Source organism: Citrobacter sp. Cb004 (assembly GCF_030337065.1).
Lineage (GTDB): Bacteria > Pseudomonadota > Gammaproteobacteria > Enterobacterales > Enterobacteriaceae > Citrobacter > Citrobacter braakii.
On record NZ_JAOWCH010000050.1, the window covers coordinates 128642 to 149494 of the forward strand.

Sequence of the window (20853 nt, forward strand, 5' to 3'; positions counted from 1 at the left end):
CTTATGACTATCACAGCAGCAACACATGCGATTTCCGTTAACCCTACCAACGGTGAAAGGTTGGCGGCAATGCCGTGGGCCAGTACTGAGGAGATTGCACATGCGCTGAGCCTTGCCGCGAATGGCTACCGCGAATGGAAACACACTGCCGTTGAGCACCGTGCGCAAACGCTGCGTCATATCGGGCAGGCTCTGCGTCATCGCGCCGAAGAGATGGCGCAGTGTATCTCACGTGAAATGGGGAAACCCATCAAGCAGGCGCGTGGTGAAGTTGCCAAATCAGCCGCATTGTGTGACTGGTACGCCGAACATGGACCGGCGATGCTCAACCCGGAACCTACGCTGGTGGAGAACAACCAGGCGGTGATTGAGTATCGCCCCGTTGGAACTATTCTGGCGATCATGCCGTGGAACTTCCCGCTCTGGCAGGTACTTCGCGGCGCCATTCCAATTCTGCTGGCCGGAAATGGCTATCTGTTAAAGCATGCGCCAAACGTAACCGGCTGTGCCGCGATTATCGCGCAGGTTTTTGCTGATGCGGGCGTTCCCGCGGGTGTTTATGGTTGGGTGAATGCCGATAACGCCGGGGTAAGTCAGATGATCAATGACCCGCGTATCGCGGCGGTAACGGTGACGGGCAGCGTTCGAGCTGGTGCGGCGATTGGTGCTCAGGCGGGGGCGGCGCTGAAAAAATGCGTGCTTGAACTGGGGGGGTCCGATCCGTTTATTGTCCTTAATGATGCTGACCTCGATCTGGCCGTTAAGGCGGCGGTCGCCGGTCGTTATCAGAACACCGGACAGGTTTGTGCGGCAGCAAAGCGCTTTATTATCGAAGAAGGAATTGCAGCAGAATTTACGGCTCGTTTTGTGGCGGCCGCGAGCGCGCTCAAAATGGGCGACCCGCTGAACGAAGAAAACGATCTGGGTCCGATGGCAAGATTTGATCTGCGCGATGAGCTGCATCAGCAGGTCGAAGCCTCCCTTGCCGAAGGCGCGCGGTTACTTCTCGGCGGGGAAAAAATCGCGGGTCAGGGCAATTACTATGCCGTGACGGTTCTGGGGGATGTCACCCCGGAGATGACGGCTTTTCGTCAGGAGCTGTTTGGCCCGGTTGCAGCGATTACCGTTGCAAAGAATGCGGAACATGCCTTAGCGCTGGCTAATGACAGTGATTTCGGCTTATCAGCCACGGTGTTCACTGCGGATGAAGCTCTGGCGCAGAAGATGGCGTCACGCCTGGAGTGTGGGGGCGTATTTATCAATGGTTACAGCGCCAGCGATGCCCGCGTTGCTTTTGGCGGCGTGAAGAAAAGTGGTTTTGGCCGCGAGCTTTCACACTTTGGTCTGCATGAGTTTTGTAATGTACAGACCGTCTGGAAAAACCGCCTCTGATGGTGTGGGTGCCTCCGACGGGGGCACCGGCCTTAATTCTGCAATATTTCTGTCTACGGCATGAATCTCACCCGCTCATGCAGACCGTGGCCAGATTCCGCCTTCCGGCCTGACGCTGCGTATTCAGCTCTGTTATACTCGCAGGCCTTTCATACCTGCGAGCAAGGAGCATGTTGTGGCCAGGGCCATGGACAATTCAATTTTAGAGACCATTGTGCAGCAGGTTCGTCCGCTGATTGGTCAGGGTAAAGTCGCTGATTACATTCCTGCCTTAGCTTCTGTCGACGGTTCAAAACTGGGTATTGCTATTTGCACCGTCGATGGACAGCACTATCAGGCGGGGGATGCGCAAGAGCGCTTTTCTATTCAGTCAATTTCAAAGGTGCTCAGTCTGGTCGTGGCGATGCGTCACTATCAGGAAGATGAGATCTGGCAACGCGTCGGCAAGGATCCTTCCGGTCATCCTTTCAACTCCCTGGTGCAGCTGGAAATGGAGCAAGGGATCCCACGCAATCCCTTTATCAACGCCGGGGCGCTGGTGGTTTGCGATATGCTGCAAGGACGTCTGAGCGCACCGCGTCAACGGATGCTGGAAGTGGTACGGGCGCTAAGCGGCGTTTCGGATATTGCCTATGATGCGACGGTGGCGCGTTCTGAGTTTGAGCACTCGGCGCGTAACGCGGCTATTGCCTGGTTAATGAAGTCCTTTGGCAATTTTCACCATGACGTGACCACCGTTTTGCAAAATTACTTTCACTACTGCGCACTGAAAATGAGCTGTGTGGAGCTGGCGCGCACGTTCGTCTTTCTGGCGAATCAGGGACATGCTTTTCATCTTGCTGAGCCCGTGGTGACGCCCATGCAGGCCCGGCAAATCAACGCGCTGATGGCGACCAGTGGCATGTATCAGAACGCAGGGGAATTTGCCTGGAGAGTGGGCTTACCGGCGAAATCTGGCGTGGGGGGCGGTATCGTGGCTATCGTGCCTCACGAGATGGCGATTGCCGTCTGGAGTCCGGAACTGGATGCGGCGGGAAATTCGCTGGCGGGTATCGCCGTGCTGGAGCAACTAACGCAACAACTGGGGCGCTCGGTTTACTGATGAACACGCTCGATCCTCTTTTTGCCCGGCTGGCGAAATCAACGTTTCGCTCGCGGTTTCGCCTTGGCCAGAAAGAAAGGCAGTATTGTCTGGATAAAGGCGCGCCGGTTATCGAACAACATGCCACGGATTTTATTGCCAAACGGCTGGCGCCCGCGTTTCCTGCCAATGACGGTAAGCAGACACCCATGCGCGGGCATCCGGTATTTATCGCTCAACATGCTACGGCGACCTGTTGTCGGGGATGTCTGGCGAAATGGCATGATATCCCTCAGGGTGTGGCGTTAAACGATGAACAGCAGCGTTACGTTGTCACGGTTATCTACCACTGGCTAGTGATCCAGATGAACAAGCCATAGATAACATAATCCTATGATATGACTCCTTGTGTTGTGCAATTGTTAAAAGCAGTATGAAGGGGTCATTGTAAGGAGAAAAAAATGGCTTCCTGTAAACCCTGCTTTGTGCTGAGCTCGGCCCAGATTCTGTCGAGAATCGATGAGTTCAGCGACATCCTTGAAACATGCGTCAATGATGGCGCCTCTGTCAGCTTTATGCTCCCTTTTAGTGGTGATAAATCACGGCCTTTCTGGATGAGCGTCGCGCAAAGCGTTGACCGTGGAGAAAGGATTGTTCTGGGTACGCAGAACGCACAGGGGGTGCTTGTCGGTACCGTCCAGCTCATTATCGATCAACCCGAAAACCAACCTCATCGTGCTGATGTCGCTAAGTTGCTGGTTCACCCCTCAGCGCGGCGTGGTGGGGTTGCCCGGACGTTGATGAACGAACTCGAAAACTACGCGCGTCAGCAAGGGAAAACGCTGCTGGTGCTTGATACAGCGACGGGCAGTGGCGCTGAGTTGTTCTACCACAATTGTGGATGGCAACAAGTAGGGGTGATACCGGACTATGCAAAAATGCCTGACGGGAAGCTGACCGGGACCACACTTTTCTACAAAACTCTCTAATTTGTCGCCGGGGATTGATCAAAACAGGGTTTCAATGTATTAAAGTTTGCTAACCTGTTGGACCAATTCAATCAGGTTGTATGACTAATTAAAAAGGGAACCCATTGTGCAAACACTAAATCGTCGCGATTTCCCCGGTGCTCAGTATCCTGAACGCATTATTCAGTTTGGTGAAGGAAACTTCCTGCGCGCCTTTGTTGACTGGCAAGTCGATTTGCTGAACGAACATACCGATCTGAACGCTGGTGTAGTCATTGTTCGTCCCATCGAAAGTACCTTCCCGCCATCGCTGAGTACGCAGGATGGTCTCTATACCACCATCATTCGTGGTTTGAATGAGAAGGGCGAGGCCGTAAGCGATGCCCGTTTGATCCGTTCGGTTAACCGCGAAATCAGCGTCTATAGCGAATACGATGAGTTCCTGAAGTTGGCGCATAATCCAGATATGCGTTTTGTGTTCTCCAACACGACTGAAGCGGGCATCAGCTACCACGCGGGCGATAAGTTTGAGGATGCACCGGCGGTGAGTTATCCGGCTAAACTGACCCGACTGTTGTTCGAACGCTTCAGCCATTTTAATGGCGCGTCGGATAAAGGCTGGATTATCATTCCTTGCGAACTGATTGATTACAATGGTGATGCGCTGCGTGAACTGGTACTGCGCTACGCTCAGGAGTGGGCGCTGCCGGAGGCATTTATTCAGTGGCTGGATCAGGCCAACGCATTTTGCTCCACGCTGGTGGACCGCATTGTTACCGGTTATCCGCGTGACGAAGTGGAGAAACTGGAAGCTGAGTTGGGCTATCACGATGCCTTCCTCGACACTGCAGAACACTTCTATCTGTTTGTCATTCAAGGACCGAAGTCATTAGCTGCAGAACTGCGTCTGGATAAATATCCGCTCAATGTCCTGATTGTTGATGACATCAAACCGTACAAAGAACGGAAAGTGGCGATTCTCAACGGCGCACACACCGCACTGGTTCCCGTTGCCTGGCAGGCAGGGCTGGACACCGTGGGTGAGGCGATGAATGACGCAGAGATTTGCGCCTTCGTTGAAAAAGCAATTTATGAAGAGATCATTCCGGTACTGGATTTACCCCGCGATGAGCTGGCGTCTTTCGCCAGCGCGGTGACCGGTCGATTCTGCAATCCGTACATCAAGCATCAGTTGCTGTCGATTGCCCTGAACGGCATGACTAAATTCCGTACCCGTATTTTGCCGCAGCTGCTGGCAGGGCAACAGGCCAGCGGTAAACTGCCGGCGCGCCTGACGTTTGCGCTTGCCGCGCTGATTGCTTTCTATCGTGGAGAGCGTAACGGTGAGGCTTATCCGGTCCAGGATGATGCGCACTGGGTGGCACGTTTTCAACAGCTGTGGTCCCAGCATCATGACCGCCAGATAAGCACCGAAGAGTTAGTCAAATCGGTACTGGGCGTTAAAGAACACTGGGAACAGGATCTGACTCAGGTTTCCGGACTCGTGGAGCAGGTTTCAGCCGATCTGGATACCATTCTGGCCAAAGGCATGCGTGAAGCCGTTAAGCCATTGTGCTAAGAATACAACCCGGCTCAGGCCGGGTTTTTTATAGAACATTCTTTAGTTACAACATACTATTATTTATTAATGACTTCACCGTTCTGTAACTCCGGTGCGCGGTGGTTCTGGCAGAGCAACAGTTGTTTAGTTAATGTTGCGATTAACTTGCAACATTGATCATGATCGCGTCTAATGTGATGGATTTCACATTTTCCCGAAGAAAACCATGATCGTTCGCCCCCAACAACACTGGCTACGCCTGATATTCGTCTGGCATGGGTCAGTATTATCCAAAATCTTTTCACGACTGTTGCTGAACTTCCTACTCTCCATCGCCGTTATTATCATGCTTCCGTGGTATACGATGCTGGGAATCAAATTCACCCTGGCGCCATTCAGCATTCTCGGCGTGGCGATTGCTATCTTTTTAGGTTTTCGCAATAACGCCTGTTATTCACGTTACGTTGAGGCCCGACACCTGTGGGGGCAGTTGATGATTGCTTCCCGATCGCTACTGCGTGAGGTAAAAACCACCTTACCGGACGACGCCGAATTAGGGCAGTTTGTTCGTCTGCAAATCGCGTTTGCCCACTGTTTACGCATGACTTTACGTCGAAAGCCACAGGCAGAGCCGTTGGCGAAGTACCTCAGCGAGAAAGATCTGCAGACGGTATTTGCCTCACAATCTCCAGCAAACCGCATTTTGTTGTTGATGGGAGAGTGGTTGGCCGTGCGCAGGCGTAATGGTCAACTGTCAGACATATTATTTCATAGTTTAAACAATAGGTTAAACGATATGTCTGCGGTACTGGCTGGTTGTGAGCGGATTGCGAATACCCCGGTCCCGTTTGCTTATACTTTGATCCTTCATCGCACGGTATACCTGTTTTGTATCATGCTGCCATTCGCGTTAGTGGTGGATCTGCACTACATGACACCGTTTATCTCGGTGCTTATTTCCTATACTTTTATCTCGCTCGACACGCTTGCAGAAGAGCTTGAAGATCCGTTTGGCACAGAGAACAATGATCTGCCGCTGGATGCGATTTGCAATGCGATCGAAATCGATTTGCTGCAGATGAACGATGAAACAAATGTGCCAGCAAAACACATGCCTGATAAGCATTACCAACTAACTTAGTTACGTTCGTTTTGCCACCAGGCTGGCTGCATATCGGAAAACGAATGAAACTCTGGCGCCAGGTCTTCATCGTTAGGATCATCAAAAGCCCCGGCTAAAAGTGCAATTACCGGGGCATCATCAATAGCGCCCACGGAACTGCCGCACTGAGGGCAAAAGGCTCGACAACTCGTTTCTGATGAGCGCCAGGTTGTCGGTTTTCCGGCTTTTCCGGTCCATTCCACATTTTTCGCATCAAACTCAATCCAGACGACGGTCGGTGCGCCCGTATGTTTCCGGCATATATCGCAGGAGTAGGTATGGGAATTATTAGGACTGCTGGCCGTGAAGCGGATCGAACCACAAAGACACCCACCAATGTAGACTTTAGACATAACAACTCCCATCGGAAACACGTGGCAAGACACTAGCAGATGCCTCGCATTGTCACTAGATCCTTATGTTAAAAAGGCGAGGGCGCTCATAGGCGATCCTCTATTCCTGTGATCTATCTGATGATAAATGCTTAATTATTGCGGCGCGCAACAATAAACAATCGGGGAAACGCCAGTAAAATTTTGCCATTTTCCTGCAGTGGATATTGCTCCTGAAGTAGTTCGTGGTAGCGCGCCAGATACTGACGTTGCTCACTTTCTCTCAAATCCTGCAACCAGGGGCGCAGGCCTGTAGAACTTACCCAGTCGATAATTGCTTGATGAGAATCCATAATGTGATAATACGTGGTGCGCCAGATATCCACCTCACAGCCAGTTTCGGTCAAAATATCATAGTAGGCATGTACGCCAGGAAGTGGCGCACGGCCCCGGTCCGGGAAACCCTGTTCATAAGCCACTTCGCGCATCAGAACATGCGTGGGTTCCAGCCAGTTATCCGGCATTTGCACGGCCAGAACGCCGTTGCGACCCAGCAGCGATACCAGGTTCGGCAATAGTTCATAGTGATCGGGTACCCATTGTAAAGACGCATTTGCGTAAAGCAGATCCACAGGATGCTCGGGCTGGAACTGACTGATATCCGCTTCAATAAAATGGCATTGCGGTAATGCGTTGCGCGCTTCATTCAGCATGGCGGGTGAGGAATCAACCCCGGTTATTACAGCCGAAGGCCAGCGCTGAAGCAGTAATGCCGTGCTGTTTCCCGGACCACAGCCAAGATCAACAACTGAACGAACACTCTCTAACGCCACTCTGTTGAGTAATTCCGCTGCGGGTCTTGAACGTTCAGTTTCATATTGCAGATAAAGCGAAGGGTTCCAGTCAGCCATGAATGAATCTCCAGTATGAGAGAAAAAGGCAGAAAGGACCGCATAAGTCCTTGCCGGTGAGCCATTTCATTTAGAAGATTATATGATAATGAAGGATAAGGGCAGAAATATGCCAGGAAGACAGATTGGCATGTCTGTGGTTTGCCTGCGTGAACTACAGTTATCAATTTTGATGTTCAGTGAGTGATGTGGCGCAGGTCGAAAATGGTTAGCGCTGGTAACGGCATTTGAAAAGAGGTTTGGCCATCATTATCGAGCAGCACAAGGATTACCATAAAGCATCAGATTCTACCTTACTCAACACCAGTGCGCATAATGTATATTATGTTAAATGCAATTTGGTATTTGATGGATGCTTAGTTCATACCCCTTAACTGACGCCGTTCCATTAAATCCTTACCCTTCCCTTATCTGCTACGGTAAAAAGTTTTCGTCAGATGACCCCGAATGCAGATCCCTCTTTAGCCATTCTCAGTTTGGCGGTTCCGGTTGGTACACAGTGATGAAAAACGATAAGGTCAGAGCTGTTGTCGCCTTCGAGTCAGGAAGCCAGGAAGCGGTTTTTTTCATTCCTGGAAAAGCTCCACCTGCTAATCCTGACTGAAAACTGCTGGACATGACTGTCTGCCTTGAGCAAAAGCAGACAGTCACTTTGATTTTCTACCGTAAATTTTTTCTTTTTTTATAATCAATGTATCGGGCTAGATATTTTTGTAACAACTTTATAAGTTAAAGATCTGCCGCAATAACAGATTCCTTTATTTATAATTAGAGGTTTGCAACGTTGTGATAGACTTTTTGAACATCATCGTCATCTTCAAGGGCATCAACGAGTCCTGCAAAGATTTCTAAATCTTCTGGTGAAAGTTCAACTTCTGATTGAGCAATCATTTCTAATTCTGTTGTTGAGAATTCAGTAATCCCAGCGGCTTTCAGGGCTGCAATTCCTTTATGAAGGTCTGTAGATTCAGTATAAATAACGATGTTTCCCTCTTCTTCGGTTACATCGCGAACATCTACATCAGCATTAAGCAAAATTTCAAAAATATGGTCAGGATCTGTTCCTGCAAATACAATCACCCCGGTATTGTCAAACATATAGCTGACAGCACCTGCCGCTCCGATATTCCCGCCTTTTTTATTGAAAATTGAGCGGACATTAGCAATCGTACGGTTAACATTTGACGTCAACGTTTCAGCGATAATCAGTGAACCACTTGGACCAAAGCCTTCATAACGCCCTTGCACGAACGTTTCATCGCTGCCGCCTTTGGCTTTATCAATTGCTTTATCAATAACGTGTTTAGGAACCTGTGCTTGTTTCGCACGTTCAATAACGAATTTTAAAGCTGAGTTTGATTCTGGGTCTGGTTCACCTTGTTTGGCAGCAGCATAGATTTCTACACCGAATTTTGCATATATATTAGACGTTGCACCGTCTTTAGCAGTTTTTTTAGCAACAATATTTGCCCATTTACGTCCCACTGGAATAGTCTCCTCAGAAATTCATTTACATTACACGCAGATTAATAACCTGCAAATTTTTCCGCAATATTATATCATGATATGTAAACTCTCGTCCATGAAAAACAAAATATCCATGTTTTACTAAATGTTACTTTAATTTTATCAATGGTTAACATTATGGATATGTTATTTTCGGTTTTTTTTGGATCTTTTGTTTTTTTAATTTTAATAGTCGAATGACAGCAATAATACATAAATAAAGAGAAACTGAAGTAACAATCCAGGTATAAATACCCACTTAAGATTAATGAACGCATCTAATCCACATCTTTTCTTCAGCAATGTCTGGCTGATGTTTACTTCTTAATCATGAAAGCCTGAGGAACAGATGCCATTGCTGGTCGCCCCGCTTTCTTGTAACCTTCTTCCCGTTGCACTACTGACAAAATCTGGAACCACTGAACTGGACTTCATATGAATGCTCATATTTCTAAAGACCCTTTACATGGCGTAACGCTTGAAATGCAGGTCAATGCACTGGTTGATCGTTATGGTTGGGCTGAGCTGGCGCAACGCATTAATATCAACTGCTTTAAAAATGAGCCGAGCGTTAAATCCAGTCTGAAGTTTCTGCGCCGCACGCCGTGGGCGCGGGCAGAAGTTGAAGCGCTGTACCTGGATTCACTGCATGACCTTGCCTCAAATAACACCACCGAACCGGCGTTCGATCCCTGGGCTAACAGCCGCAACAAGAAGAATTAAGAGCAAAATCTGATGTCAGCATCCGGTTTTATTTCAGCAAATTATCAGAAAAAACTGGCGAATATTCTCGCCCGTTCCCGAGCCAGGCTGCCGCGAACCAACATGAAATGGTTCGCGCTGCTCGTAGGCAGTATGTTGCTACTTGGCAGTTGTTCTTCACAGCCGCCCGGTTCAAAAATCACCCCACTGCCCCCGGTGGGCAATCCACAGCAGAGCAAGGGGCCGGTACGCGGTATATGGCTGGCAACGGTTTCGCGTCTTGACTGGCCGCCGATTTCATCCGTCAACATCAGCTCGCCTGCCGTTCGTATCAGCCAGCAGCAAAAGGCGCTGACGGACAAGCTGGATAACCTGAAACGTCTTGGTATTAACACCGTTTTTTTCCAGGTGAAGCCCGATGCCACTGCGTTGTGGCATTCTACAATCTTGCCGTGGTCAGATACCCTGACCGGTAAGATTGGTCAGGATCCGGGTTACGATCCGTTACGGTTTATGCTCGATGAAGCGCATAAACGCGGAATGAAAGTCCATGCCTGGTTTAACCCCTACCGCGTGTCCGTTAACACTAAACCGGCAACGGTTACCGAATTAAACAACACGCTGTCACAGACGCCTTCCAGCGTTTATGTCCTGCATCGGGACTGGATCCGTACCTCGGCCGAGCGTTTTGTGTTAGATCCCGGTATTCCCGAAGTGCGTGACTGGATAACCAGTATCGTGGCTGAAGTCGTTGAGAATTACCCGGTTGACGGCGTGCAATTCGATGATTACTTCTATACCGAGTCTCCCGGCTCTGCGCTCAACGACAGCCAGACCTTCAGAAGATACGGCCAGGGATTTGTCTCCAAAGCTGACTGGCGGCGCGATAACACGCAACGCCTGATCGCTCAGGTTTCACGAACCATCAAGAAACTCAAACCTGAAGTTGAATTTGGCGTCAGCCCTGCGGGCGTGTGGCGCAACCGTTCGCACGATCCGGCGGGCTCCGACACGCGCGGCGCGGCAGCCTATGATGAATCGTATGCGGACACCCGCCGCTGGGTGCAACAAGGCTTGCTGGACTACATCGCCCCGCAGCTGTACTGGCCTTTTGCCCGCGATGCGGCGCGTTACGATGTGTTGGCGAAATGGTGGGCAGATGTCGTCAAATCAACCAACACCCGCCTGTATATTGGGGTGGCGTTGTACAAAGTCGGTGAGCCGTCGCGAAAAGAACCTGACTGGACGGTCAAAGGCGGCGTGCCGGAGCTGAAAAAACAGCTCGATCTGAACGAGTCTGAACCGCACATTAACGGCACAATTTTGTTTCGCGAAGATTACCTTAATCAGCCGCAAACGCAGGAAGCCGTGACCTATATTCGCAGTCGTTGGGGGCGTTAATGGTCGTCCGTATTGGATTTATAACGCAAGAGCGTCCGGTAATACGGACGCTCTTAACCGATCCATCAGGCAACTGAAGGCTCAGGCAATCTGAATGATGAGACCAGCATCGCCAGCTGTTCCGCCTCCTCTTTCAGCGCCTGCGTTCGCGCGGCGGCATCATCTATTAACGAGGCGTTTTGCTGTACGGTGCTGTCCATTTCGGTAACGGCCAGCGTAACTTCGGAAACGCCCTTGCGTTGTTCTTCACCCGCAACGCGTATTTCCCCCATTAACTGACGTACCTGACGTACATTACTGACCAGTTCTCCCAGACGTTCGCCCGCATTGTGAATTTGCTGGCTTCCGCTACCTACATGAGAAACGGATTCATCGATCAATGCTTTTATTTCCTGCGCGGCGGTGGCGCTGCGCTGGGCCAGCGTGCGCACTTCGGAGGCCACAACGGCAAACCCTCTCCCGGCATCACCTGCTCTGGCGGCTTCAACCGCGGCATTCAGGGCGAGAATATTGGTCTGGAACGCAATGCTGTCGATAACCGCGACAATTTCCACCATTCTGCCGGATGAGGCACTGACGTTATCCATTGTAGAGATAACACCCTGCATAACATCGCCGCAGCGGTTGGCCGTTTGCGCGGTGCTATCAGAGAGTTCATCCGCCAGTTGTGTATTACTGGCATTTTGATGAACGGTCGCATTTAACTGTTCCATTGCCGCCGAACTCTCTTCCAGCGCAGCGGCCTGTTGCGTCACGCGAGATGAAAGTTCCATATTACTGTCTGCCAGGCTGACAGCGTTATTCGCCACCACTACGCTACTGCTTCTGACAGTGATCAGAATGGCTGAGATTTTATCGACGAACAGGTTAAACGCTTCGGCGATAGCAGAAATCTCATCTTTGCCACGCACATCCAGGCGACGGGTAAGATCGCCTTCTCCCTGCGCAATGTCATCGAGAGCCTGACGGGTATCATCGAGACGTGAAATCAGTCGGCGAACCACCAGCCAGGATCCCACCAGCAACAGGGTCATGATCGGGATCAACACTTCCAGCACGTCCTGCATCATCACTTTGGCAAGGCCGACGATACGCGATTCAGGCGTCGCAAGACCAACAACCCAACCGGTATCCGCCATCGGGAACAGCATCACCCGTGAAGCCGAATTCAGGACGTTATCATTTGCAAGCGTAATCGTTTTCACCCCGTCCGCTGGGCGCAGAGATTTCAGACCGTTTTCCACCGGGATAAGCCATTGCGCGCTTTGCGCCAGATCGTTAATGGTTTTATATTTCGCCAGGTCGGCCTGCGGGAAATAGAGGATTTGTCCCTGCTTGTCCACCACAAACGCGTAACCACCGGTGCTGTTTCCCTGCTGCTGCATGAAAGTGGCGACGTTATCCAGGCGAATATCGGTGGTGGCGACACCGGCAAACTTGCCCGCCAGTTGATAAGGTACACTGCACGTCACCATGTTGACGCCTGAACTGGCGTCCTGGTAGACATCAGACCATAAGCAACTGTTTTGTGAATGCCCTTTAGCATGCTGATACCAGTTTTCATTGTGGTATCCGCTTGACCCTTCGACGTTATAGTCGTTGGAATACACCAGTTTACCTTCAGCATTACGCGCCCAGAAAAAGCTTCTTTTCTCCACACCTGCGGTGAAAGCGTCTGGTTCTGGCCAGATGCCGCCGCCGGTAATAATCGAATCTTTATCTTCACCAATCAGATGCGGAACGACGCTTTGATAAAGAGATTCATCATTTGGCAGCACCTCAGCCAGTCGTGACAAGCTAACGGTCTCACCTTCAATTCGGGACAATACGGTACTCAACTGGCGGGTTAAACCTTGCCCTGTTTCTTCGATCAGGGCGGTGTTGATTTCAACGACGCGCGGTTGACCACGCCAGAGCATAATCACCACAATAACAAGGGTCGTGACTGCAAGCAGCAGAATGCCGCCGATGGTTAAACGCGTTGAAATACGAGTAGGATACCAGGCCATACAAACTCCTTCTGCAAAAGACTAACTTTTATCCAGTATCGGCACAGGCGTTTATATCTTTATAAAGTTTTCTTAAGTATCACAAAATAAATAGGTGACATTGTCACAAATAGCAAAACCCAGCACTTTGGCTGGGTTTTAATAATAACTTAATCTTATTTGGATAATTCTTTTTTGATTTCGTCTTTTATTTTGCTTAATTCGCTCTGCGGATGTTTTTTACAAAGTTCAACGGTCAGAGGAACTGCAGTAGTCACGGTTTCGTTATAGTCTACGTAATCGCCACCCTTGAAATCTTCATCTTCATTGAGCACCCAGAAAGCCACCGGGGCCATAGTTTGCGGGTTCAAATCAATAAACTCCTGGCAATTCATGCCTTTTGGAGTCACTTCAGTTTTAGCGTTATCAGTTGCTGCATTGACGCTGACACTGGTTAACAGCGCTGCGACCAGAATACCTGCTGTAGAAAGGGAGAATTTATTCATTGTAGTACTCCATTTATAATATAAATAATATCTACACTTGCGCTTCAAACCGTTAATGTAGTTCGCAAAAAATAATACCCCTAACGTCATAAGAATAAAGATTGCCACCATTGATATGGCTGAAATTTATATTTCACATTACTAATTCTGATGTCTGGGTGTAAAACGTGGCCACAATGTGATCGTTCCGACGAAATCAGCAGATTCATACCCCTCTTCCCCTGTCGCTGCACCAAAACTGAACTACGCTGCACAAATGTTGATCATTAGTTAACGGATATGTGCTGATTTTTAACAAAAATGGTCGGCGTGCCGCTGTTACCAACATGGCACGCGTCCTGCATTGTTAATTTGCTAACAGTGAACCGTACTCTGACAAACAATTAACAGCGAGAAGGTAATGACAGCGAAACCGGAGTTATTTACCCGCATAGAGCAGACCTTTAGCCAACTGACGCCCAGCGAAAAGCGCGTGGCCGGGTGGCTGTTAGCCCATGCTGTGCAGATCCCTTTTGAAACCGCGGATGGTATTGCTAAAGCAACCGGAACCAGCGGCATTACCGTTGGACGCTATCTGCGTAAACTGGGTTTTCGCAATCTGGAAGATGCAAAAGCCAGCCTGCGGGAGCTACCCGTCGTCGCCTATCAACCCTGGGGGATGAACGAGCGGCTGGACTCCTGGCACCAACAACAAAGCCTGCCAGATCGCGCGCAGCAGTCGCTGTTACTGGAAATCGACGCCATTACCTATGTCTATCAACTCGCGCAAGGCGAAACGTTTTTACGCATAGCGCAGCGGCTGGCGCATGCGGAAGCCGTGTATATCCTTGGGATCCAGTCCACCCGCGGGATCGCTAACGCCTTTTTCAGTCACCTGGAATACCTGCGGCCTAAAGTCAGCTACTCCGAAGGGCTTTCCGGCAGTTGGGTCGAGTCGCTGAATTCAGGATTCACCCAGCCTTACGTGGTGATCACCGATATGCGCGCCTATTCCGCTATCTCGCGACAATATTGCCGCGTTGCCACAGAACGCTGCATTCCGCTGGCGTTAATCACCGATGTGTGGTGCCCGTGGGCCAGAGACTATTCCATTGACTTACTTCAGGTGAAAACTGACACCGGACATTTCTGGGACTCACTGGCTCCGGTGAGCTGTCTGTTCAACTTATTACTCTCTGCGGTGGTGGCACAACTGGGTGGCTCCCTCGCAGAACGCCTGCAAACCAATCGCCAGTTACAACAACAATTTGGTCAATTCGAACAATAAACAGGAAACGTGCTATGTCAGAAACCCCAGAACTGGTCGATCTGTCGGTGATATTCCCGTCGCTGCATATCGATCTTAAATACGCTACGGCAGACAACATTACCGGCGCCCCTATCTACCGGGAAGCTCGTTGCCTGTTGCACACCGAGGCGGTCACTGCGCTGGCGAAAAGCATCAGTATTGCGCAACTGGCGGGCCTGAAACTTGTGGTATACGACGCGTATCGCCCGCAGCAGGCGCAGGCGGTGCTGTGGAATGCGTGTCCAGATCCTCAGTATGTTGTTGATGTGGCGATAGGATCCAATCACAGCCGCGGGACGGCCATTGACGTTACGCTAATGGACGATCGTGGCAATCTTCTCGATATGGGCGCGGGCTTTGATGAGATGCACGACCGTTCCCATGCCTGGCACCCTTCTGTTCCTCCGGCTGCGCAGCGCAACCGCCTGCTGCTCAATGCCATTATGTTCGGTGGCGGTTTTGTCGGTATCAGCAGCGAGTGGTGGCATTTTGAATTACCTGATGCCGCCCGCTATCCGCTGCTTGACGATCAGATAGATTGTTACACTGTCACACCCATAACAACACAACATTCCCTTTAATTCTGGAGCCTGGTTATGAAGACTACACTTGCGTTAAACGCGTTTTTTCGCCCCGCTCTGATAGCCGTTGCGCTGGCGTTTGCCCTGCCCGCTGCGCAGGCCGCCGTTCCCAAAGATATGCTGGTGATCGGCAAAGCTGCCGACCCGCAGACGCTCGATCCCGCCGTGACCATCGATAACAACGACTGGACGGTCACCTATCCCTCTTATCAGCGGCTGGTTCAGTACAAAACGGATGGCGGTAAAGGCTCCACGGAAGTTGAAGGCGATTTGGCCAGCGGCTGGAAGGCCTCTGACGACCAGAAAGAGTGGACGTTTATCCTGAAAAACGATGCCAAATTCGCCGACGGAACGCCGGTGACGGCTGATGCGGTAAAGCAATCTTTTGAACGCCTGCTCAAAATCGGCCAGGGGCCTGCAGAAGCGTTCCCAAAAGATCTGAAGGTCGAGGCTATCGATAACAATACGGTGAAGTTTACCCTCAGCCAGCCATTTGCGCCGTTCCTGTATACGCTGGCCAATGACGGGGCCTCAATTATTAACCCGGCCGTCTTAAAAGAGCATGCCGCAGACGATGCCCGCGGATTCCTGGCGCAGAACACGGCAGGCTCCGGTCCCTTCATGCTCAAAAGCTGGCAAAAGGGACAGCAGTTAGTGCTGGTTCCTAACCCATATTATGCCGGTGCAAAACCGCCGTTTAAGCGGGTTTCGGTAAAAATCATCGGTGAAAGCGCCTCTCGCCGTCTGCAATTGTCGCGGGGTGATATCGACATTGCTGATGCGCTTCCGGTTGACCAGCTTGCCGCCTTAAAACAGGAAGGCAAAGTTAACGTGGCGGATTATCCCTCGTTGCGCGTGACCTATCTGTATCTGAATAACAGTAAAGCGCCGCTCAATCAGGTGGATTTACGCCGCGCCATCTCGTGGGCCACCGATTATAAAGGCATGGTAAACGGGATCCTGAGCGGCAACGGTAAGCAAATGCGGGGTCCGATCCCTGAAGGCATGTGGGGTTTTGACGACAAGGCCATGCAGTACAGTTTCGATGAAGCCAAAGCGAAAGCGGCGTGGGACAACGTTGCCACCAAACCTGACAGCCTGAGCTTCCTGTACTCGGATAATGATCCCAACTGGGAACCTATCGCGCTCGCGACCCAGGCAAGCCTTGGCAAACTGGGCATTAAGGTGAAGCTGGAAAAACTGGCGAACGCCACCATGCGTGACCGCGTGGGCAAAGGAGATTACGACATTGCCATTGGCAACTGGAGCCCAGATTTCGCCGATCCGTACATGTTTATGAACTACTGGTTTGAGTCAGATAAGAAAGGCTTGCCGGGTAACCGTTCGTTCTATGAAAACGGTGAGGTCGATAAGCTACTGCGTAGCGCGCTGGCCACGACCGATCAGGTTGCCAGAACCAATGACTACCAGCAGGCGCAAACTATCGTGATTGATGAAGCCGCCTACGTCTATTTATTCCAGAAAAACTATCAGTTGGCGATGAACAAAGACGTCAAAGGATTTGTATTCAACCCCATGCTGGAACAGGTCTTCAATATCTCCACCATGAGTAAATAAGCCACGTTAATGCGGAGCCGCTCTGGCTCCGCAAGGGGAAGCTAATGACGTTCTGGAGCATTTTACGCCAGCGATGCTGGGGACTTATTTTGGTGGTTATCGGTGTTTGCGTAATCACTTTTATTATTTCGCACCTGATACCTGGCGACCCCGCGCGGCTATTGGCGGGCGATCGCGCCAGTGATGAAATTGTCGAAAATATTCGCCAACAGTTGGGGCTGAACCAGCCGCTGTATGTCCAGTTTTTTCGCTATGTCAGCGACATTTTTCACGGTGATTTAGGCACTTCTATTCGCACCGGACGTCCGGTGCTGGATGAGCTGCGCATCTTCTTCCCCGCCACCCTTGAGCTGGCTTTCTGCTCCTTGTTGCTGGCGCTGGTTATCGGTATTCCTTTGGGCATTTTATCTGCGGTCTGGCGCAACCGCTGGCTTGATCACCTCGTTCGCCTGATGGCGATCACCGGTATCTCCACGCCAGCATTTTGGCTGGGGCTGGGGGTGATTGTGCTGTTTTATGGTCATCTGCAAATTTTACCCGGCGGTGGACGTTTAGACGACTGGCTGGATCCGCCAACTCACGTCACCGGGTTCTATCTGATTGATGCACTGCTGGAAGGCAATGGCGAAGTCTTTTTCAATGCGCTTCAGCACCTGATCCTGCCATCACTGACGCTGGCCTTTGTGCACCTGGGGATCGTTGCCCGCCAGATTCGCTCCGCCATGCTGGAGCAACTGAGTGAAGATTACATTCGCACCGCTCGCGCCAGCGGGTTGCCAGGCTGGTACATCGTGTTGTGTTACGCGTTGCCAAATGCGCTTATCCCCTCGATAACCGTTCTCGGCCTGGCATTGGGCGATCTGCTCTACGGTGCGGTGCTGACTGAAACGGTCTTCGCCTGGCCGGGAATGGGCGCCTGGGTGGTGACGTCGATTCAGGCGCTCGACTTCCCGGCGGTAATGGGATTTGCCGTGGTGGTCTCTTTCGCCTATGTGCTGGTTAACCTGGTGGTGGATTTACTCTACTTGTGGATCGATCCACGAATTGGACGCGGAGACGCACAATGATGCTCACACAAGAAACGCCAGCCGCGCCTCAGACAGCACGCCGTCGCACGGACTGGGCTAAACTGTTCTGGATGATGAAAAGCAGCCCGCTGACGCTGGTTGGCGGGGTCATCATTGTGTTGATACTGCTGCTGATGGTGTTGTCGCCGTGGATAACCCCTCACGACCCTAATGCCATCAATTTGAGTGCGCGCCTGCTGCCCCCGTCAGCCGCTCACTGGTTTGGTACCGATGAAGTCGGCCGCGATCTGTTCAGCCGCGTTCTGGTGGGTAGCCAACAATCGGTCGTTGCGGGGCTGGTCGTGGTGGGTATCGCCGGGGGATTGGGTTCGCTGCTGGGCTGTTTGTCTGGCGTCATGGGCGGACGCGCCGATGCAATTATTATGCGAATAATGGACATTATGCTGTCCATTCCCTCGCTGGTGCTGACGATGGCGCTGGCCGCCGCGTTGGGTCCAAGCCTGTTTAACGCCATGCTGGCGATTGCTATCGTACGTATTCCGTTTTATGTGCGCCTCGCACGCGGTCAAACGTTAGTAGTGCGCCAGTTTACCTATGTGCAGGCGGCGCGGACCTACGGCGCATCACGCTGGCATCTGATTAGCTGGCACATTTTACGTAACTCTCTGCCCCCGCTAATTGTGCAAGCGTCGCTGGATATCGGCAGTGCGATCCTGATGGCCGCCACGCTCGGATTTATCGGTCTGGGCGCACAGCAACCCAGCGCTGAATGGGGAGCGATGGTCGCAATAGGCCGTAATTATGTGCTTGATCAGTGGTGGTATTGCGCTTTCCCAGGCGCCGCCATTCTGATTACCGCCGTGGGCTTTAATCTCTTTGGCGATGGTATTCGCGATCTGCTTGACCCGAAAGCCGGAGGAAAACAGTCATGACACAACCCGTGCTGGAAATCGAAGATTTGCATTTGAGTTTTCCCGGCTATAAAGCTGACGTGCATGCGCTTAACCATGTATCGCTGCATATCAACCGCGGAGAAATCGTTGGCGTGGTTGGTGAGTCCGGTTCCGGTAAGTCCGTAACGGCCATGCTCACCATGCGTCTGCTGCCGGAAGGCAGTTATCATATCCACCAGGGACGCGTTTCGCTGCTGGGGGAAGATGTGCTTAATGCCAGCGAGAAGCAAATGCGCCAATGGCGCGGCGCACGCGTAGCGATGATCTTTCAGGAACCCATGACGGCGCTGAATCCGACCCGACGCATCGGTCAGCAAATGGTGGAGGTTATCCGCCATCATCAGGCGTTAAGCCGCACGGATGCCCGTCAGAAAGCTATTGCTTTACTCCAGGAGATGCAAATCCCGGACGCGGCGGAAGTCATGAAGCGTTTCCCGTTTGAGCTTTCCGGCGGGATGCGCCAGCGCGTAATGATAGCGCTGGCCTTTTCGTGTGAACCGGAGCTTATCATTGCCGATGAACCGACCACCGCTCTGGACGTCACGGTGCAACTGCAGGTGCTGCGTTTGCTGAAGTTAAAAGCGCGAGCCAGCGGGACAGCCGTGTTATTTATCAGCCATGATATGGCAGTGGTTTCACAGTTATGCGACCGGTTGTACGTCATGTATGCCGGAAGCGTGATTGAGAGTGGCCCAACGCAAACCGTTATTCAACGCCCGACGCATCCCTATTCCATTGGTCTGCTGAAATGCGCGCCGGAACACGGCGAGCCGCGCGCATTGCTGCCCGCCATTCCCGGCACCGTGCCGAACTTAACCTGCTTACCGACGGGATGCGCGTTTCGCGAGCGCTGCTTTGCCGCTGGCCCCCGTTGTGAAGAAACACCTGCGTTACGCAGTCAGGGAGGCGGGGATCAACAATCTGCCTGCTGGTATCCGCAACTGGAGACAACACATGTCTGATTTTTTACTGGCGCTGCAGAATGTTCATGTCAACTTCCCTGCGCGTAAAAACTGGCTCGGCAAGGTAACGGAACGGGTGCATGCCCTCAATGGTCTGGATTTACAGATCCGTCAGGGGGAAACGCTGGGGATTGTTGGCGAGTCCGGTTGTGGAAAGAGTACGCTGGCGCAACTGCTGATGGGGATGCTGAAACCCAGTCAGGGCAACTATGCGCGCCGTGGTGACAAGCAGCATACCGGTATGCAAATGGTCTTTCAGGATCCCCTTTCATCGCTGGATCCGCGCTTACCGGTATGGCGGATTATCACCGAACCGGTGTGGATCCAAAAACGTCCTGCAGAACGTGAGCGCCGTATGCTTGCTGAAGATTTGGCGCGACAAGTGGGAATTCGTCCTGAATATCTCGACCGCCTGCCGCATGCGTTTTCCGGTGGACAGCGCCAGCGTATTGCCATCGCCCGGGCGTTGTCATCAGAGCCGGACGTGATTGTGCTTGATGAACCTACTTCGGCGCTGGATATCTCCGTGCAGGCACAAATTCTCAATCTGCTGGTGTCATTGCAGGCGCGCAGAAACCTGACCTACGTGCTGATCTCGCACAACGTGTCGGTGGTCCGCCATATGAGCGACCGCGTGGCGGTGATGTACCTCGGGCAAATTGTTGAGCTGGGCGATGCGCAGCAGGTACTCACGCAGCCCGCCCATCCCTACACGCGATTATTGCTGGATTCGGTCCCTAAAACGGGAGCACCGCTGGCGGAGGATTTGGTGTTACGGAAAACCGAACTACCGGGGAACCGAACGCTGCCCCAGGGTTGTTTTTTCCGTGACAGATGCCCACTGGCGACCAGCGGCTGTGAGAAGAAACAGGCATTGCTGAAAAGTGATAGCGGTGGTGAAGTTCGCTGCTGGCGGGCAGTTGCATGAGCTGAACGGTTGGCGTATTGCGTGA

The 20853-nt window shown here is 51.7% G+C and carries 20 protein-coding genes and 1 pseudogene; 16 read left to right on the forward strand and 5 right to left on the reverse strand.

From position 1 onward, the window contains the following. Positions 1-3: 3 nt before the first annotated feature. From sad to OGV65_RS09065, 6 genes are all read left to right on the forward strand, one after another. A complete protein-coding gene (gene sad, locus OGV65_RS09040) occupies positions 4-1392 on the forward strand; it encodes a succinate-semialdehyde dehydrogenase (RefSeq protein WP_029139536.1) in 1389 nt (462 codons plus the stop codon). A gap of 175 nt (positions 1393-1567) precedes the next feature. Continuing rightward, positions 1568-2494, forward strand: a complete 927-nt coding sequence (glsB, locus tag OGV65_RS09045; RefSeq protein WP_016153077.1) for a glutaminase B — start codon at positions 1568-1570, stop codon at positions 2492-2494. After that, positions 2494-2853: a DUF4186 domain-containing protein gene (locus tag OGV65_RS09050; protein ID WP_016153078.1), complete on the forward strand. Its 360-nt coding sequence runs from the start codon at positions 2494-2496 to the stop codon at positions 2851-2853. Before glsB ends, OGV65_RS09050 begins: the two co-directional genes overlap by 1 nt. 81 nt (positions 2854-2934) lie before the next feature. Further along, positions 2935-3462, forward strand: a complete 528-nt coding sequence (locus tag OGV65_RS09055) for a GNAT family N-acetyltransferase (protein ID WP_279265791.1) — start codon at positions 2935-2937, stop codon at positions 3460-3462. Positions 3463-3568: 106 nt separating this feature from the next. After that, entirely contained in the window at positions 3569-5020 is a 1452-nt protein-coding gene (locus tag OGV65_RS09060; RefSeq protein ID WP_016156489.1) for a tagaturonate reductase, read from the forward strand. Between the two features lie 208 nt (positions 5021-5228). After that, positions 5229-6143 (forward strand): bestrophin family protein, encoded by a 915-nt coding sequence (locus OGV65_RS09065; RefSeq protein WP_016153081.1) that lies wholly within the window; start codon positions 5229-5231, stop codon positions 6141-6143. On the opposite strand, the gene OGV65_RS09070 is transcribed toward OGV65_RS09065, so the two are convergent. Together OGV65_RS09070 and tam are read right to left on the reverse strand one after the other, a co-directional pair. Next, a complete protein-coding gene (locus OGV65_RS09070; protein WP_286454870.1) occupies positions 6140-6517 on the reverse strand; it encodes a GFA family protein in 378 nt (125 codons plus the stop codon). The two genes, OGV65_RS09065 and OGV65_RS09070, sit on opposite strands and share 4 nt — an antisense overlap. Positions 6518-6648: 131 nt before the next feature. Next, the gene (tam, locus tag OGV65_RS09075; protein ID WP_181220437.1) at positions 6649-7407 is read right to left on the reverse strand and encodes a trans-aconitate 2-methyltransferase; all 759 of its coding nucleotides are present in this window, start codon (positions 7405-7407) and stop codon (positions 6649-6651) included. 457 nt (positions 7408-7864) lie between these two features. Here tam and OGV65_RS25485 point away from each other — a divergent pair. Beyond that, positions 7865-7999 (forward strand): annotated as a pseudogene (locus tag OGV65_RS25485) (alpha/beta hydrolase); the annotation flags it as partial. Positions 8000-8175: 176 nt separating this feature from the next. Here the strand turns inward: OGV65_RS25485 and OGV65_RS09080 are convergent. Beyond that, positions 8176-8892 (reverse strand): YebC/PmpR family DNA-binding transcriptional regulator, encoded by a 717-nt coding sequence (locus OGV65_RS09080; RefSeq protein WP_016153084.1) that lies wholly within the window; start codon positions 8890-8892, stop codon positions 8176-8178. Positions 8893-9348: 456 nt separating this feature from the next. On the opposite strand from OGV65_RS09080, the gene OGV65_RS09085 reads away from it, so the two are divergent. Next, positions 9349-9636, forward strand: a complete 288-nt coding sequence (locus OGV65_RS09085; protein ID WP_016153085.1) for a VF530 family protein — start codon at positions 9349-9351, stop codon at positions 9634-9636. Between the two features lie 12 nt (positions 9637-9648). Next, positions 9649-11016 carry a glycoside hydrolase family 10-like protein gene (locus OGV65_RS09090; protein ID WP_286454871.1) on the forward strand — a complete coding sequence of 456 codons (1368 nt, stop codon included), beginning with the start codon at positions 9649-9651 and terminating at the stop codon, positions 11014-11016. Between the two features lie 65 nt (positions 11017-11081). On the opposite strand, the gene OGV65_RS09095 is transcribed toward OGV65_RS09090, so the two are convergent. Next, on the reverse strand, positions 11082-13025 hold the full coding sequence (locus tag OGV65_RS09095; RefSeq protein ID WP_016153087.1) for a methyl-accepting chemotaxis protein: 1944 nt from the start codon (positions 13023-13025) through the stop codon (positions 11082-11084). A gap of 155 nt (positions 13026-13180) precedes the next feature. Further along, positions 13181-13510 (reverse strand): acid-activated periplasmic chaperone HdeB, encoded by a 330-nt coding sequence (hdeB, locus tag OGV65_RS09100; RefSeq protein WP_003019999.1) that lies wholly within the window; start codon positions 13508-13510, stop codon positions 13181-13183. Positions 13511-13910: 400 nt separating this feature from the next. On the opposite strand from hdeB, the gene OGV65_RS09105 reads away from it, so the two are divergent. Genes OGV65_RS09105 through OGV65_RS09135 form a run of 7 tightly spaced genes read left to right on the forward strand, consistent with a single transcriptional unit; the run spans position 13911 to position 20828 of the window. After that, entirely contained in the window at positions 13911-14777 is an 867-nt protein-coding gene (locus OGV65_RS09105) for a MurR/RpiR family transcriptional regulator (RefSeq protein ID WP_200046708.1), read from the forward strand. Between the two features lie 14 nt (positions 14778-14791). Continuing rightward, positions 14792-15379, forward strand: coding sequence for a D-alanyl-D-alanine dipeptidase (gene ddpX / locus OGV65_RS09110; protein ID WP_049281777.1), 588 nt, complete (start codon positions 14792-14794; stop codon positions 15377-15379). A gap of 15 nt (positions 15380-15394) precedes the next feature. Beyond that, entirely contained in the window at positions 15395-16957 is a 1563-nt protein-coding gene (locus tag OGV65_RS09115; protein ID WP_286454872.1) for an ABC transporter substrate-binding protein, read from the forward strand. Positions 16958-17001: 44 nt separating this feature from the next. Next, positions 17002-18024, forward strand: coding sequence for an ABC transporter permease (locus tag OGV65_RS09120; RefSeq protein ID WP_016153091.1), 1023 nt, complete (start codon positions 17002-17004; stop codon positions 18022-18024). Continuing rightward, positions 18021-18917: a D,D-dipeptide ABC transporter permease gene (gene ddpC / locus OGV65_RS09125; RefSeq protein ID WP_049281776.1), complete on the forward strand. Its 897-nt coding sequence runs from the start codon at positions 18021-18023 to the stop codon at positions 18915-18917. The genes OGV65_RS09120 and ddpC overlap by 4 nt, the downstream gene beginning before the upstream one ends. After that, positions 18914-19900, forward strand: a complete 987-nt coding sequence (locus tag OGV65_RS09130) for an ABC transporter ATP-binding protein (RefSeq protein WP_016156537.1) — start codon at positions 18914-18916, stop codon at positions 19898-19900. The genes ddpC and OGV65_RS09130 overlap by 4 nt, the downstream gene beginning before the upstream one ends. Continuing rightward, positions 19893-20828, forward strand: a complete 936-nt coding sequence (locus tag OGV65_RS09135; RefSeq protein WP_016156538.1) for an ABC transporter ATP-binding protein — start codon at positions 19893-19895, stop codon at positions 20826-20828. The genes OGV65_RS09130 and OGV65_RS09135 overlap by 8 nt, the downstream gene beginning before the upstream one ends. Positions 20829-20853: the final 25 nt, after the last annotated feature.

What these genes read in the sequence shown, in the direction of transcription:
- sad (WP_029139536.1), top strand. Translation starts at nt 4, where the DNA reads ATGACTATCACAGCAGCAACACATGCGATTTCCGTTAACCCTACCAAC.
- OGV65_RS09050 (WP_016153078.1), top strand. Translation starts at nt 2,494, where the DNA reads ATGAACACGCTCGATCCTCTTTTTGCCCGGCTGGCGAAATCAACGTTT.
- OGV65_RS09055 (WP_279265791.1), top strand. Translation starts at nt 2,935, where the DNA reads ATGGCTTCCTGTAAACCCTGCTTTGTGCTGAGCTCGGCCCAGATTCTG.
- OGV65_RS09065 (WP_016153081.1), top strand. Translation starts at nt 5,229, where the DNA reads ATGATCGTTCGCCCCCAACAACACTGGCTACGCCTGATATTCGTCTGG.
- OGV65_RS09070 (WP_286454870.1), bottom strand. Translation starts at nt 6,517, where the DNA reads ATGTCTAAAGTCTACATTGGTGGGTGTCTTTGTGGTTCGATCCGCTTC.
- tam (WP_181220437.1), bottom strand. Translation starts at nt 7,407, where the DNA reads ATGGCTGACTGGAACCCTTCGCTTTATCTGCAATATGAAACTGAACGT.
- OGV65_RS09085 (WP_016153085.1), top strand. Translation starts at nt 9,349, where the DNA reads ATGAATGCTCATATTTCTAAAGACCCTTTACATGGCGTAACGCTTGAA.
- OGV65_RS09090 (WP_286454871.1), top strand. Translation starts at nt 9,649, where the DNA reads ATGTCAGCATCCGGTTTTATTTCAGCAAATTATCAGAAAAAACTGGCG.
- OGV65_RS09095 (WP_016153087.1), bottom strand. Translation starts at nt 13,025, where the DNA reads ATGGCCTGGTATCCTACTCGTATTTCAACGCGTTTAACCATCGGCGGC.
- hdeB (WP_003019999.1), bottom strand. Translation starts at nt 13,510, where the DNA reads ATGAATAAATTCTCCCTTTCTACAGCAGGTATTCTGGTCGCAGCGCTG.
- OGV65_RS09105 (WP_200046708.1), top strand. Translation starts at nt 13,911, where the DNA reads ATGACAGCGAAACCGGAGTTATTTACCCGCATAGAGCAGACCTTTAGC.
- ddpX (WP_049281777.1), top strand. Translation starts at nt 14,792, where the DNA reads ATGTCAGAAACCCCAGAACTGGTCGATCTGTCGGTGATATTCCCGTCG.
- OGV65_RS09115 (WP_286454872.1), top strand. Translation starts at nt 15,395, where the DNA reads ATGAAGACTACACTTGCGTTAAACGCGTTTTTTCGCCCCGCTCTGATA.
- OGV65_RS09120 (WP_016153091.1), top strand. Translation starts at nt 17,002, where the DNA reads ATGACGTTCTGGAGCATTTTACGCCAGCGATGCTGGGGACTTATTTTG.
- ddpC (WP_049281776.1), top strand. Translation starts at nt 18,021, where the DNA reads ATGATGCTCACACAAGAAACGCCAGCCGCGCCTCAGACAGCACGCCGT.
- OGV65_RS09130 (WP_016156537.1), top strand. Translation starts at nt 18,914, where the DNA reads ATGACACAACCCGTGCTGGAAATCGAAGATTTGCATTTGAGTTTTCCC.
- OGV65_RS09135 (WP_016156538.1), top strand. Translation starts at nt 19,893, where the DNA reads ATGTCTGATTTTTTACTGGCGCTGCAGAATGTTCATGTCAACTTCCCT.